14 protein-coding genes and 1 riboswitch are annotated in these 13,664 nt (G+C 73.6%); of the genes, 9 read left to right on the top strand and 5 right to left on the bottom strand.

Annotated elements, in window-relative coordinates; translation table 11 throughout:
* Window positions 1-26: 26 nt before the first annotated feature.
* The 5 genes from ACZ4WH_RS26330 to ACZ4WH_RS26310 all read right to left on the bottom strand — a co-directional run bounded on the left by ACZ4WH_RS26330 (window position 27) and on the right by ACZ4WH_RS26310 (window position 5,060).
* The gene (locus ACZ4WH_RS26330; protein WP_468184760.1) at window positions 27-1,028 is read right to left on the bottom strand and encodes a proline racemase family protein; all 1,002 of its coding nucleotides are present in this window, start codon (window positions 1,026-1,028) and stop codon (window positions 27-29) included.
* 13 nt (window positions 1,029-1,041) lie between these two features.
* Entirely contained in the window at window positions 1,042-1,941 is a 900-nt protein-coding gene (locus tag ACZ4WH_RS26325; RefSeq protein WP_468184757.1) for a dihydrodipicolinate synthase family protein, read from the bottom strand.
* A 269-nt stretch (window positions 1,942-2,210) separates the two neighbouring features.
* Complete coding sequence (locus tag ACZ4WH_RS26320; protein WP_468184754.1) at window positions 2,211-3,608, bottom strand: FAD-dependent oxidoreductase; 1,398 nt, start codon at window positions 3,606-3,608, stop codon at window positions 2,211-2,213.
* Window positions 3,601-3,903, bottom strand: coding sequence for a (2Fe-2S)-binding protein (locus tag ACZ4WH_RS26315; RefSeq protein ID WP_468184752.1), 303 nt, complete (start codon window positions 3,901-3,903; stop codon window positions 3,601-3,603). The genes ACZ4WH_RS26320 and ACZ4WH_RS26315 overlap by 8 nt, the downstream gene beginning before the upstream one ends.
* Window positions 3,900-5,060: an NAD(P)/FAD-dependent oxidoreductase gene (locus ACZ4WH_RS26310; protein WP_468184749.1), complete on the bottom strand. Its 1,161-nt coding sequence runs from the start codon at window positions 5,058-5,060 to the stop codon at window positions 3,900-3,902. The genes ACZ4WH_RS26315 and ACZ4WH_RS26310 overlap by 4 nt, the downstream gene beginning before the upstream one ends.
* A 140-nt stretch (window positions 5,061-5,200) precedes the next feature.
* On the opposite strand from ACZ4WH_RS26310, the gene ACZ4WH_RS26305 reads away from it, so the two are divergent.
* From ACZ4WH_RS26305 to ACZ4WH_RS26265, 9 genes are all read left to right on the top strand, one after another.
* On the top strand, window positions 5,201-5,323 hold the full coding sequence (locus ACZ4WH_RS26305; protein WP_468184747.1) for a putative leader peptide: 123 nt from the start codon (window positions 5,201-5,203) through the stop codon (window positions 5,321-5,323).
* An 82-nt stretch (window positions 5,324-5,405) separates the two neighbouring features.
* Complete coding sequence (locus ACZ4WH_RS26300; protein ID WP_468184744.1) at window positions 5,406-6,293, top strand: glutathione S-transferase C-terminal domain-containing protein; 888 nt, start codon at window positions 5,406-5,408, stop codon at window positions 6,291-6,293.
* Window positions 6,294-6,370: 77 nt separating this feature from the next.
* A riboswitch (SAM riboswitch) is annotated at window positions 6,371-6,481 on the top strand.
* Window positions 6,482-6,836: 355 nt separating this feature from the next.
* Window positions 6,837-7,820: an amino acid ABC transporter permease gene (locus ACZ4WH_RS26295; protein ID WP_468184742.1), complete on the top strand. Its 984-nt coding sequence runs from the start codon at window positions 6,837-6,839 to the stop codon at window positions 7,818-7,820.
* On the top strand, window positions 7,817-8,608 hold the full coding sequence (locus ACZ4WH_RS26290; RefSeq protein WP_468184739.1) for an amino acid ABC transporter ATP-binding protein: 792 nt from the start codon (window positions 7,817-7,819) through the stop codon (window positions 8,606-8,608). The genes ACZ4WH_RS26295 and ACZ4WH_RS26290 overlap by 4 nt, the downstream gene beginning before the upstream one ends.
* Window positions 8,609-8,678: 70 nt before the next feature.
* The gene (locus ACZ4WH_RS26285; protein ID WP_468184737.1) at window positions 8,679-9,698 is read left to right on the top strand and encodes an ABC transporter substrate-binding protein; all 1,020 of its coding nucleotides are present in this window, start codon (window positions 8,679-8,681) and stop codon (window positions 9,696-9,698) included.
* Between the two features lie 46 nt (window positions 9,699-9,744).
* Window positions 9,745-10,554 carry a GNAT family N-acetyltransferase gene (locus ACZ4WH_RS26280; protein WP_468184734.1) on the top strand — a complete coding sequence of 270 codons (810 nt, stop codon included), beginning with the start codon at window positions 9,745-9,747 and terminating at the stop codon, window positions 10,552-10,554.
* Window positions 10,551-10,682, top strand: coding sequence for a putative leader peptide (locus tag ACZ4WH_RS26275; RefSeq protein ID WP_351799807.1), 132 nt, complete (start codon window positions 10,551-10,553; stop codon window positions 10,680-10,682). Before ACZ4WH_RS26280 ends, ACZ4WH_RS26275 begins: the two co-directional genes overlap by 4 nt.
* Before the next feature lie 130 nt (window positions 10,683-10,812).
* On the top strand, window positions 10,813-12,015 hold the full coding sequence (locus ACZ4WH_RS26270; protein ID WP_468184732.1) for an LLM class flavin-dependent oxidoreductase: 1,203 nt from the start codon (window positions 10,813-10,815) through the stop codon (window positions 12,013-12,015).
* Between the two features lie 25 nt (window positions 12,016-12,040).
* On the top strand, window positions 12,041-13,441 hold the full coding sequence (locus ACZ4WH_RS26265; RefSeq protein ID WP_468184729.1) for an NtaA/DmoA family FMN-dependent monooxygenase: 1,401 nt from the start codon (window positions 12,041-12,043) through the stop codon (window positions 13,439-13,441).
* Window positions 13,442-13,664 lie beyond the last annotated feature (223 nt).

The raw sequence follows: 13,664 nt of genomic DNA, 5'->3' as shown, positions 1-13,664 counted from the left end.
CATCACCGGGGTGAGTCTAGAGGACGCTAGAGGACGAACCCTTCCGGGAACGGGTCGGTCGGGTCCAGCAGATACTGCGCGGTCCCCGTGATCCACGCGCGGCCGGTGAAACTGGGCAGCACGGCCGGCACCCCGCCGACCTCCGCCGTGCCCAGCAGCCGGCCGGTGAAGCGGGTGCCGATGAACGACTCGTTCACGAACTCGGTGTGCAACGGGAGTTCGCCGCGCGCGTGCAGTTGCGCCATGCGCGCGCTGGTCCCCGTGCCGCACGGGGAGCGGTCGAACCAGCCCGGGTGGATGACCATGGCGTGCCGCGAGTGCCGGGCCGTGGCGCCGGGCGCGTAGAGGTGGACGTGGTGGCAGCCCCGGATCGAGGGGTCCTCCGGATGCACCGGCTCCGCCTCCGCGTTGATCGCGTCCATCAGGGACAGGCCGGCCGCGAGGATGTCGTCCTTGCGGGCCCGGTCGAAGGGCAGCCCGAAGGCGTCGAGCGGCAGGATCGCGTAGAAGTTGCCGCCGTAGGCCAGGTCGTAGGTGACGGTACGGCCGTCCGGCAAGGTGATCTCGCGGCCCAGGGCGACGGCGAACGACGGCACGTTCCTCAGTGTCACGTTCCGCGCGGCGCCGTCCTCCACGGCGACCTCGGCGACCACGACCCCCGCCGGGGTGTCGAGCCGGATGGTGGTCACCGGTTCCGTGACCTCCACCATGCCGGTCTCGACCAGCACGGTCGCCACGCCGATCGTGCCGTGCCCGCACATCGGCAGATAGCCGGAGACCTCGATGTAGACCACGCCCCAGTCGCAGTCGGGGCGGGCCGGCGGCTGAAGGATCGCTCCGCTCATCGCGGCGTGGCCGCGCGGCTCGTTCATCAGCAACTGCTTGACGTCGTCGCGGTGTTCGCGGAACCACAGCCGCCGTTCGTTCATGGTCGCCCCCGGAACCGTGCCGATGCCGCCGGTGATCACGCGGGTCGGCATGCCCTCGGTGTGCGAGTCGACGGCGTGCAGGACGAGCTTGCTGCGCATGGTCCGGCTCCTCTCACGCCAGGCCGGCGGCGACGGCCTTCTCGGTGGCCGCGCGGACGGCGGCCTCCTGCTCGGGCAGCAGCGGGACGCGCGGCGGGCGCACCGGGCCGCCGTACCGTCCGACGACGTCCATGGAGAGCTTGATCGCCTGGACGAACTCCGTCTTCGAGTCCCAGCGCAGCAGCGGGTGCAGCTGCCGGTACAGGGGGAGCGCGGTGGTGAGGTCACCGGCCAGCGCGGCGCGGTACAGCTCCGCCGAGGCGCGAGGGAGCGCGTTCGGATAACCGGCCACCCAGCCCTTGGCGCCGGCCACCGCCAGCTCCAGCAGCACGTCGTCGGCGCCGATCAACAGATCCAGTTCCGGGGCGAGTTCGGCGATGCGGTACGCGCGGCGGACGTCACCGGAGAACTCCTTGACGGCGTGGACGAGCCCCTCGCCGTGCAGCCGGGCGAGGAGTTCGGGCACCAGGTCGACCTTGGTGTCGATCGGGTTGTTGTACGCCACCACCGGCAGGCCCGCCTTCGCGACCTCCGCGTAGTGGGCGAGGACCGACCGCTCGTCGGCGCGGTAGGCGTTGGGCGGCAGCAGCATCACCGACGTACAGCCGGCCTCGGCCGCCCGCTCGGCCCAGCGGCGGGCCTCGGCCGAGCCGTACGCGGCGACGCCCGGCATCACCCGTTCCCCGCCGATCGCGGCCACGGCGGTCTCCACCACCCGGGCGCGCTCCTCGGGGGTGAGCACCTGGTACTCGCCGAGCGAGCCGTTCGGTACGACGCCGTCGCAGCCGTTCGCGACGAGCCAGGCGCAGTGTTCGGCGTAGCGGTCGAGGTCGACCGAGAGGTCGGCGCGCAGGGGGAGGGCGGTGGCGACGAGGATGCCGCGCCAGGGGCGGTGGTGCTGCGGGTTGCTCATGCGTGATCCCTCATTCAGTGGGGTGTGACATATTACTGAGCGGTTGGGGGAGGCGGGTCGGGATTCGGAGGCCGGCTCGGGGTTCGGGGCGCCGGCTCGGGGTTCGGAGGCCGGCTCGCGGTTCGGGAGGTCGGCTCGCGGTTCGGGAGGTCGGCTCGCGGTTCGGGGCGCCGGCTCGGGGCGAGGCGGTTCGGGGTTCGGGAGGCCGGTTCGGGGTTCGGGAGGCCGACTCGGGAATCGGGCGCCGGCTCGGGGTTCGGGCGTCGGCCTCACTCCGGTTCCGGCAGGGTGGCCAGGACGCCGAGCGGTACCGGCCGGGCGAACGGGCGTCGTCCGGTGGTGAGCGGGCAGCCGGTCAGGCCCGCCACCGCGGGCGCGCACATCCGCCCCTGGCACCAGCCCATCCCGGCCCGGGTGAGCAGCTTCACGGTGCGCAGATCACCGGCGCCCAGCGAGCCGACGGCCCCGCGCACCTGTCCGGCGGTGACCTCCTCGCAGCGGCACACCACCGTGTCGTCCGGGACCCGGTCCGCCCAGCCCGCCGGCGGGACGTACACCGCGTCCAGGGCCGTGGCGAACGCGCGCAGCCGGGTCCGGGCCCGGGCGGCGGCGGCCCAGTCGCGCGGGTCGGGGGCGGTGCCGTGCAGCCGGGCGGCGGCCGAGCGCCCGGCGATGTGCCCCTCGGCGAGCGCGAGCGCCGCGCCGCCGACGCCGGTGGCCTCCCCGGCGGCCCAGACGCCGGGCACGTCGGTGCGCTGCTCGGCGTCGACCCGTGCGGCGGTGCCGGACAGGGCGCAGCCTAGGGCCTCGGCGAGGTCGGTGTGCGGCAGCATGCCGTGGCCCACGGCGAGGGTGTCACAGGGGATGCGCCGGGTGCTGCCGGGCCGCAGGCGTCCGTCCCGGCCGAGCGCGGCCACCGTCACCGCCTCCAGCCGGTCGGTGCCGTGCGCCGCCACGACGGTGTGCCGGGCCAGGGTGCGCACGCCGTGCCGCAGCAGCCGGGCCGCGTATCCGGCGCCTTCGGCGAGCTTGCCGGGCTGTGCGGCGAGGGCGGGAGCCCGGTGGAGCAGCGCGGCGGGTCCGGCGGACTCGACCAGCGCGGCGACCCGGGCGCCGGCCGCGGCGAGCCCGGCGGCCACCGGCAGCAGCAGCGGCCCGGTCCCGGCCACCACGGCCCTACGGCCGGGCAGCACCAGGCCGCCCTTGAGCATGGCCTGCGCGCCGCCCGCGGTGACGACCCCGGGCAGCGTCCAGCCGGGGAAGGGCAGCACCCGCTCGTACCCGCCGGTGGCCAGCAGCACGGCGTCCGCGTGGACGGTGACGCCGTCCTCCTGCGCGGGGCCGAGCAGGGCGTGCACGGCGAACGCACCGGAGGCGGAGTCCCGCTCGACGCACCACACATGGTGGTCGGTCAGGTGGGTGATCCGGCCGGCCGTACGGTGCCGGTCCAGGCCGTCCCGCAGTCGCTCCCAGGTGCGCCACTGGTGGTGCAGGGCCTGCGGCCGGTGTGCGCCGAGGGCGGCGGCGGGCTGCCGGTAGAACTGGCCGCCGGCCTGGTCGGCGGCGTCGACGAGGGTCACCTGGACGCCTCGTGCGGCGGCGGCCAGTGCGGCGGCGAGCCCGGCCGGGCCCGCGCCGACGACGGCGAGACGCGGTCGTTCAGTCATCGTCCCGGCCCGTCCCCTCCTGGGTGCGGATCACGTCTCCCGGCTGCACCGGAACGAGGCAAGCCCGTTGGTTGGGGCGGCCGTTGACGGTCACCAGACAGTCGAAGCACACCCCGATCCCGCAGAACACCCCGCGAGGCCGCCCCGCGCCGCGCGTGCTGCGCCAGGCCGTCACGCCCGCCGCCCACAGCGCCGCGGCGACTGTCTGGCCCGGCAGCGCCTCCAGGGGCCGGCCGTCGAAGGTGACGGTACGGGCCGGGCCCGGCCGGGTTCGCGTCAACTCGTGCGGATTCACTGGACGTTGCCTTCCTCGGTGTCGAACCGCTCCGGCCGGAACGGCGTGAGGTCCAGCTCCGGTGCCTTCCCGGTGAGCGTCTGCGCGATCAACTGCCCGGTGCCGGGGGCGAGTCCGATGCCCGCGCCCTCGTGCCCGCAGGCGTGGAACAGGCCGGGCACCCGTGGATCGGGTCCGATGGCGGGCAGATGGTCCGGCAGATACGGCCGGAAGCCCGCGTACGTCCGTAGCGCGCGGACCCGCTTGAGGAAGGGGAACAGGCCGATCGCCCCGGCGGCGAGCGCCCGCATCGCCGGCAGCGACAACGAGCGGTCGAAGCCGACCCGTTCGCGGGTGGCGCCGATCAGCACCGGACCGGCGGCCGTGCCCTCCACGACCGGTGAGCTGCGCAGGGCGGCCGAGTCGCTGGCCACGTCGGCCACGTAGTCAGCGGCGTACACCTTGTGCCGGACCATGCGCGGCAGCGGCTCGGTGACCAGAACGAAGCCGCGCCGGGGGAGCACCGGCAGCCGGACGCCGGCGAGCGAGGCGAGGCCGCCGCCCCAGGTGCCGGCCGCGTTCACCACCGCCGGTGCGTGGATGTCGCCCCGGTCGGTGCGGACGCCGTACACCGTCCCCCGCGCGGTGCGCAGTACCCCGGTCACCGTACGGCCGGTGTGCACGGCGGCGCCGGAGGCACGGATCAGGTGGGCGGCGGCCAGCGCGGGCATGACCTGGGCGTCCTGCGGGTAGTGCACCGCGCCCGCCATGCCGGGCGCCAAGTGGGGTTCCAGTTCGGCGAGTCGGTCGGCGTCGACCGGTACGGCGGTGACGCCGGCGGCCCGCTGGTCCGCGGCGAACTCCCGGAGCGCGGCCAGGGTGCCGGGCGCCGGGGCGACCACGAGGCCGCCCTTGGGTTCGTACTCGATCGCGGCCCCCAGCTCCCGCGCCAGCCCGGCCCACAACCGGGCCGACATCAGCGCGAGTGCGAGTTCCGGGCCCGGCTCCTTGTCGGAGACGAGCAGGTTGCCCTCGCCGGCGCCGGTGGTGCCGCCGGCCACCGGGCCCCGGTCCACCAGCCGTACGTCGAGTCCGGCGCGCGCGGCGTACAGGGCACAGGCCGCGCCTGTCATTCCAGCCCCGACGACCACGACATCGCAGGTCAGTCGCTTCGCCACGCCAGTACTATGTCACATGTTTCCCTTTCTGCGGAGTCCTCGGCGCCGGCCCCGATCCCCAGGCGTGGACGCCCCCTTGACGTCGCACGGAGCCCGATCGACACTCCACGGAGGGAATCCTAGTGAACAGGTAGGAAATCATGGCGCGCCGTGAAACGGGCATCGGCCGGACCGGCCGGACGCCGTTGCGCGCACCCCTGCTCACCTCCCGCCGCCACATCGACCTCCAGCGTGTGTGCAGCGCGATCAGCCGCCACCGCTGAGCCGGGCCGCCCCTTCGCCCCCACCGACCGGTCGCGCCCGCGCCGGCGCGCCCCTCCGCACACCCACCACCAGGGGAGACGCATGTCCATCACTCCGCTCGCCGCCGTCCCGTCCGTCCGTGGCGCCGCGCCCGTCTTCCGGGGCCGGATCGGCCGGGACGCGCGCAGCGGCCACTACGCCGTGCCGCACCGCTACCGGCTCCATCTGTCGACCGCCTGCCCCGACGGGTTGCGCCTCGCCGTCGGCCACAGCCTCCTCGGCCTCGACGCCCGCTGTCCCGTCACCCTCCTGCCCGCTGTCCCGGACTGTCCCGGCGGCGGCCACGCGGCGCTGCGCCCGCTGTACGAGGCGAGTGCCCACCACTACACCGGCCCGGCGCTCGCGCCCGTGCTCAGCGACGACTGGTCCGGACGCATCGTCAGCACCCACACCCTCGACATCCTGCGCGACCTGGACCGGTTCCGGCCGGGCGGCCCCACCTGCCTGTACCCCTCCGGCCTGGAGTCCGTGATCGAGGCCGTCGAGCGGATGTGCGCCGAGGGCATCGAGGAGGCCGCGCAGCGCGCCGGACGCGCCGGTGCCGACCCGGCCGAGCGGGCCGCCGCCCTCGATGTGCTGCTGGACACCCTGGGCCGGCTGGAGCGGCGGCTGAGCGGCGAGGAGTACCTGGCCGACGGCCGGCTCACCGCCGCCGACGTCGAGCTGTGGGTGACCCTGGTGCAGCTCGACACCGTGCACCGCTGCCATCTCGACGCCTCCGCCGTGCACCGCATCGCCGACCACCGCGCCCTGTGGGCCTACGCCCGCCGCCTGGCCGCCCACCCCGCCTTCGGCCGCCACCTCGACCTGGACGGCATCGCCCGCCGCCACCACGGCCGCTGCCACGGGCTGGAGGCCGCCGGAGCCGCTGTCCAGATCCTGGACTGGGCAGGTCATGCGGCGGACGCCCCGGACGCTTCTCGCAGGTGAGAGCGGGTCGCCGATGTCCACTGGGCGGACGGCCGTTGACATTCGAACGGGCAACTGCCTTACTTACGGCTCAGAACGGTCATGAGCGTCAGCGCCAAGCCCTGGCTCGCTGACCGGCAACCCTCGCATCGCGGTGGGGTGCCCCAGGTGACGACCGGACCGGACGACGTTTTCGGTAAGCGCGAGGCCCCACGGGGCCGGAACAGTGACAGGTGACGCCATGTACGCAGCTCCCAGGACGGCCGCGAGCCGCCCCCAGGGCTGCGTACCGTCGTACGCCGGACTCCTCGTCGCCGACCGCGCCGTCGATCTGCTCCGCGTGAACAGCGCACTGTGTACCGCACCGGGCTCTGCCCGCTGTCAGGGCTGACGTCTCCTCCCAGCCCCCGCGTTCCCGCCGCACACCGTCCGTCCGGTGTGCCGTTGTCCGCCCAGCCCCCGGTTCCGCGCCCGTCCGTGCGCCGCCTCGTGCCGCAGTGCCGTCGTGGCCCACCGCCGCTCCCGCGCGGCCCCCCGGGGTGACCGACTTTGCCGGAGCCCGCCATGAGTGAACCCCCAGGCGCCGCCGTCTCCCTAGCCGAGGCGCCGCCCGCCACCGACACGCCGTCAACACCCTTGTCCTCCCAGCGACTTCAGCCGCCGCGTCGGCCCGGGCGGTGGATCGTCACCGCCGTCGTCCTCGTGCTCGTCGCGCAGATCCTGCACGGACTGGTCACGAACCCCTTCTACCAGTGGGACCGCTTCCGCTACTGGTTCCTGCGCCCGACCGTCCTCGACGGCCTCCTCGTCACCCTTGAAGTCGCCGCGCTCAGCGCCGTCCTGGGGCTCCTCGGCGGCATCCTGCTGGCGCTCGCCCGGCTCTCCGGAAGCCCGGTGCCTCGCGCGGTCAGCTGGACCTACACCTGGCTGTTCCGCTCCGTGCCGCTCATCGTCGTACTGATCTTCCTGTACAACTTCAGCGCCCTGTACAAGACGTTGAGCCTCGGCGTGCCCTTCGGACCCGCCTTCGTCACCTTCGACGAGTCCAGGCTGGCCACCGACATGACGATCGCCGTCATCGGCCTCAGCCTCAACGAGGCGGCGTACGCGGCCGAGGTGGTCCGCGGCGGCATCCTCTCCGTCGACCAGGGACAGCACGAGGCGGCCGCCGCGCTCGGCCTGCCCAAGGGCTACCAGTTCCGCCGGATCGTCTTCCCGCAGGCCCTCCGGTCCATCACCCCGAACTACGTCAACCAGCTGATCGGCCTCATCAAGAGCACGTCCCTGGTCTTCTACGTGTCGCTGCTCGACCTGTTCGGCGCGGTGCAGTCGATGGGCAGCACCTACCCCGGTGACATCGTGCCGCTGCTGATGGTCGCCACCGTCTGGTACCTGATCCTGACCAGCGCCGTGTCCGTCGTCCAGTTCTACGTCGAGCGGTACTACGCCCGGGGCGCCACCCGCACCCTGCCGCCGACCCCCTTGGGAAAAGCCCGGGCCGGCCTCGCCGACCTGCGGGCCCGGCTGCGCCGGGAGGCCGCCGTATGACCACCACGCAGACCCTCCCCAAGACCGTCCCCGCCGCGCTCGAAGTACACGGTGTCCACAAGTGGTACGGCTCCCACCGCGTCCTCGACGGCATCGACCTGACCGTCCGCCCCGGTGAGGTCACGGTGATCCTCGGGCCGTCCGGCTCCGGCAAGTCCACGCTGCTCAGAGTCGTCAACCACCTGGAGAAGCCCGACATCGGCCACGTCAGCGTGGGCGGTGAGCTGATCGGGGTGAAGCGGCACGGGGACCGGCTCAGGGAACTCGGCGAGCGCGCCATCCTGGCCCAGCGCAGCCGGATCGGCTTCGTCTTCCAGAACTTCAACCTCTTCCCGCATCTGACCGTTCTGGAGAACGTCGCCGCCGCCCCCGCCGCCACCGGCAGGCTGACCAAGGCGGCGGCCCGGGAACTCGCCAGGGAACTCCTCGACCGCGTCGGCCTCGGCGACAGGACCGGCGCCTACCCACGGCAGTTGTCCGGCGGACAGCAGCAGCGCGTCGCCATCGCCCGCGCCCTCGCCCTGCGGCCCGGGATCATCCTCTTCGACGAGCCGACCTCGGCGCTCGACCCCGAACTCGTCGGCGAGGTGCTGGCCGTCATCAAGGACCTGGCGACCAGCGGCACCACCCTCGTCATCGTCACCCACGAGATCGGCTTCGCCCGCGAGGTCGCCGACCGGGTCGTCTTCATCGACGGCGGCCGGATCGTCGAACAGGGCCCGCCCGGCGAGGTGCTGGACCGGCCCCGACACGCCCGGACCCGGGAATTCCTCGGCAAGGTGCTCTGACCCCGCCCTCCACGCTCCCGCAGGGCACACCGCTCACCACCCTCATCAGCGAGACAAGGACAGCCACGCCATGCCTATCCACCTTTCCCGACGCGCCCTGATCCGCGGCATCACCGCGATGACCGCCGTCGCCACCCTCGCCACCGGGCTCGCCGCCTGCGGAGGCGACAGCGAGGCCGTCACCAAGACCGATGCCACCGGCACGGTGACGGTGGGGCGCCTGTCCAACGGAGCCGCCGAGGAGACCGCGCTGAAGGTCTCCGAAGTGAAGTCCATCAGCGCCGAACTGCCCGCCTCCGTCCGCCGGAGCGGCAGGCTCGTCATCGGCGTCGGAGCCCTGCCCTCGGGCTCCGCTCCGCTGAACTTCGTGGGCAGCGACCAGAAGACCCTCACCGGCTCCGAGCCCGACCTCGGCCGCCTGGTCGCCGCGGTCCTCGGTCTGAAGCCCGAGATCCGGAACTCCACCTGGGAGAACCTCTTCGTCGGCGTCGACAGCGGCAAGGTCGACGTGGCCTTCTCCAACGTCACCGTCACCGAGGAGCGCAAGAGGAAGTACGAGTTCGCCTCCTACCGCAAGGACAACCTGGCCTTCGAGGTGCTGAAGAAGAACCCCTGGAACTTCGACGGCGACTACGAGAACCTCGCCGGCAGGACGGTCAGCGTGGGCGCCGGCACCAACCAGGAGAAGATCCTCCTGGAGTGGAAGGCGAAGCTGGCCAAGGAGGGGAAGAAGCTCACCGTCAAGTACTTCCCGGACCAGAACGCCACCAAGCTGGCGCTGAACAGCGGCAAGATCGACGCCTTCTTCGGTCCGAACCCCGCGGTCGCCTACCGTGCCCGGCAGACCGCGAACACCCCCAACGCCACTCGCGACGCGGGCACCTTCTCCGGCGCCGGCGAGACGCTCCAGGGGCTGATCGCCGCGACCGCCAAGAAGGACAGCGGACTCGCCAAGCCGCTGGCCGACGCGCTGAACCACTTGATCGAGAACGGGCAGTACGGCAAGTGGCTGGCCGCCTACGGTCTCTCGAACGAGTCCGTGGCGAAGTCGGAGGTCAACCCGCCCGGGCTGCCGCTGGACAACTCCTGACGAGCTGTCGATTTGTCATATGGAGTCGAGAGAGGGCATCGCTTCCGTGGCTCATCCGACCGACGTCCGCGCAGGCGCGGCCCCGTCCCCGCCCGATTCTCCCGCCCTGGACAACGCCGTCTGGGCCGCCCTCGCCGGCCCGCACGCCCCTCTCGCCGACCGGTACGGCCGCGCGGCCCGCTACCGCCCGGAGACCTACGCCTTCGCGGCGCTCGCCGACCCGGCGGACCCGGCGGCCTGGGCCGACCTGCACACGCTCGCCGGACCGGGAAACCCCGTACGGGTCAAGCCGGTCGAGCGGGTTCCCGACGGCTGGGAGGTGCTCGGCGAGGGCGCGGGCGTCCAGCTCGTGGACACCGCGCTGCGGGCCGAACCTGCTCCGGAGGCGGTGCGCCTCGGAGCCGACGACGTCCCCGAGATCCTCGACCTGGTCGCCCGCACCCGGCCGGGCCCGTTCCTGAGGCGGACCGTCGAGATGGGCACCTACCTCGGCATCCGGCACCGGGGCAGGCTCGTCGCCATGGCGGGGGAGAGGCTGCGGCTGCCCGGCTGGACCGAGATCAGCGCCGTGTGCACCGATCCCGCCTACCGCGGGAGGGGACTGGCCACCCGGCTGGTGCGCGCGGTCGCGGCCGGTATCCGGGACCGCGGGGACATCCCGTTCCTGCACGCCGCCGCCGACAACACGCCCGCGATCCGGCTCTACGAGTCGATCGGGTTCACCCTGCGCCGTCGCTCCCGCATCGTGCACCTGCGCAGCCCGGGAACAACCGGTGACAGCCGGACGTTCAACGTCATGACGAGATCCGCCAGGCGGACGCCGACCCGGCCCGCCGCGCCCGACGGACGGAGGTGACGGCCGTGACCCGAGTGCCCCCGCGGGCACGCCCGCCGCGCGCCCCGCACCCGTACCGCTCCGTCCGTCTGCACTCCCGGCCGCACATAGACCTCCAGCGCGTCTCCGCCGCGCTCTGTCGCCACTGACCTCTCCCCGGCCCTCGCCCCGGCCCGGGGCTCCTCCCGCCGCGCCCGCCCGTGGCCGACGCCGCGCGCCCCGGCCGCCACCGGCCCCGCGAGCCGGTGTTCTCGTACGGACATCAAGGAAGGCACCGACGTGTCCTCAACTCCCTCGGCACCCCTGCATCTCGCCGTCGCCCTGGACGGCACCGGCTGGCACCCGGCGTCCTGGCGCGAGCCGGTCGCCCGCCCTCGCGACCTGTTCACCGCCGGCTACTGGACCGACCTGATCACCGAGGCCGAACGCGGCCTGCTCGACTTCGTCACCCTCGAGGACGGCCTCGGCCCGCAGTCCTCCCGGCTCCTCGCACCCGACGAGCGCACCGACCAGGTCCGCGGCCGGCTCGACGCGGTCCTCATCGCCTCCCGCGTCGCCCCGGTCACCCGGCACATAGGCCTGGTCCCGACCGTGGTGGCCACGCACACCGAGCCGTTCCACATCTCCAAGGCGATCGCCACCCTCGACTACGTCAGCGGCGGACGCGCGGGCCTGCGCGTGCGGACCACCTTCCGCCCGGACGAGGCCGCGCACTTCGGCCGGCGCACCGTCCCCCGGATCGACGGCTTCGACGGCCCGGACGCGCAGGAGGCGATCACCGACCTGTTCGACGAGGCCGCCGACTACGTGGAAGTGGTCCGTCGGCTCTGGGACAGCTGGGAGGACGACGCCGAGATCCGGGACGCGGCGACCGGCCGCTTCATCGACCGGGACAAATTGCACTACATCGACTTCGAGGGCCGCCACTTCAGTGTCAAGGGCCCGTCCATCACGCCCCGCCCCCCGCAGGGCCAGCCCCTGGTCACCGCCCTCGCCCATCAGACCGTCCCGTACCGGCTCGTGGCGCGCCAGGCCGACATCGGCTACGTCACCCCGCACGACGCGGACCAGGCCAGGGCGATCGTCGCCGAGATCCGCGCCGAGCAGGAGGCGGCGGGCCGCGCCGGCGAGACCGTGCACGTCTTCGGCGACCTCGTCGTCTTCCTGGACGACAGCCGGGCCGAGGCGGAGGCCCGCCGCGACCGCCTCGACACGCTCGCGGGCGAGCCGTACACCAGCGACGCCCGGATCTTCACCGGCACGGCCACCCAACTCGCCGACCTGCTGGAGGAGTTGGCGGCAGGCGGGCTGACCGGGTTCCGGCTGCGGCCCGCGGTCGCCGGGCACGACCTGCCCCGGATCACCCGCGACCTGGTGCCCGAGCTGCGGCGGCCCCCCCGCTTCCGGGACGCCTACGAGGCCGGCACCCTGCGCGGCCTCCTCGGCCTCGCCCGCCCCGCCAACCGCTACGCAGCAGCCTGAACGCCGGAGAGGACGACCTACCGCCATGAGCAAGCCGCTGAAGCAGATCCACCTGGCCGCGCACTTCCCCGGCGTCAACAACACCACCGTGTGGAGCGACCCGGCCGCCGGCAGCCACATCGAGTTCAGCTCCTTCGCGCACTTCGCGCGGACCGCCGAACGCGCAAAGTTCGACTTCCTCTTCCTCGCCGAGGGACTCCGGCTGCGCGAGCAGGGCGGCCAGATCTACGACCTGGACGTGGTCGGCCGCCCCGACACCTTCACCGTGCTGGCCGCGCTCGCCGCCGTCACCGACCGGCTGGGCCTGACCGGCACCATCAACTCCACGTTCAACGAGCCGTACGAGGTGGCCCGCCAGTTCGCGAGCCTCGACCACCTCTCCGGCGGCCGGTCCGCCTGGAACGTGGTCACCTCCTGGGACGCCTTCACCGGCGAGAACTTCCGGCGCGGCGGCTTCCTGCCGCAGGAGGAGCGCTACTCCCGCGCCAAGGAGTTCCTCGCCACCGCGCACGAGCTGTTCGACTCCTGGCGCGGCGACGAGATCCTCGCCGACCAGGCCACCGGCACCTTCCTCCGGGACGCCAAGGCCGGCGCCTTCGTGCACCAGGGGCAGCACTTCGACATCCACGGCCGGTTCAACGTCCCGCGCTCCCCGCAGGGCCGCCCGGTCATCTTCCAGGCGGGCGACTCCGAGGAGGGCCGCGAGTTCGCCGCCTCCAGCGCCGACGCGATCTTCAGCCGGTACTCCACGCTGAGGGAGGGCCAGGCCTTCTACACCGACGTCAAGTCCCGCCTCGCCGCGTACGGCCGCCGCCCCGACCAGCTGCTCATCCTGCCCGCGGCGACCTTCGTCCTCGGCGACACCGACCAGGAGGCCGCCGAACTCGCCCGGGAGGTACGCCGGCAGCAGGTCAGCGGCGCCACCGCCATCAAGCACCTGGAGTTCGTCTGGAACCGGGACCTGTCGGCGTACGACCCGGAGGGCCCGCTGCCCGAGGTGGACCCGGTGGTGAGCGAGGAGCACATCTCCCGGGGCCGCGCCCAGGTGCGGATGTACCGGGACCCGGTGGCCATCGCCCGCGAGTGGCGGCAGCTCGCCGAGGCCAACAAGTGGTCCATCCGCGACCTGGTCATCAACACCGGCAACCGGCAGACGTTCATCGGCTCCCCGGCCACCGTCGCGCGGACCATCAACGACTTCGTGCAGGCGGACGCCTCCGACGGCTTCATCCTCGTCCCGCACATCACCCCCGGCGGGCTCGACCCGTTCGCCGACAAGGTGGTCCCGCTGCTCCAGGAACAGGGCGTCTTCCGCGCCGACTACGAGGGCACGACCCTGCGCGACCACCTGGGCATCGCCCACCCCGACGCCGAGGCCGGCACCGGCACCCGCCCCGGTGCCGCGCCCGAGCGGGCCGCGTCGTGAAGTTCCTCGCCATCACCCTGATCGTGCACCGGCCGGACCCGGCCAGGCCGTCGCGCCGGGCTTGCGCGGAGACATCCCGGACCCGCCGTTCCCCTGGGCACCGGTCCTCCCCGTCGGCACGACCCGAGCACCGGCGTGGGGGGGGGGGGGGGGGGGGGGGGGGGGGGGGGGGGGGGGGGGGGGGGGGGGGGGGGGGGGGGGGGGGGGGGGGGGGGGGGGGGGG

The organism is Streptomyces sp. NPDC029138 (genome assembly GCF_055564375.1).
The sequence above is the reverse complement of the archived record's forward strand: the minus strand, read 5'-3'. Positions and strand labels throughout refer to the sequence as shown.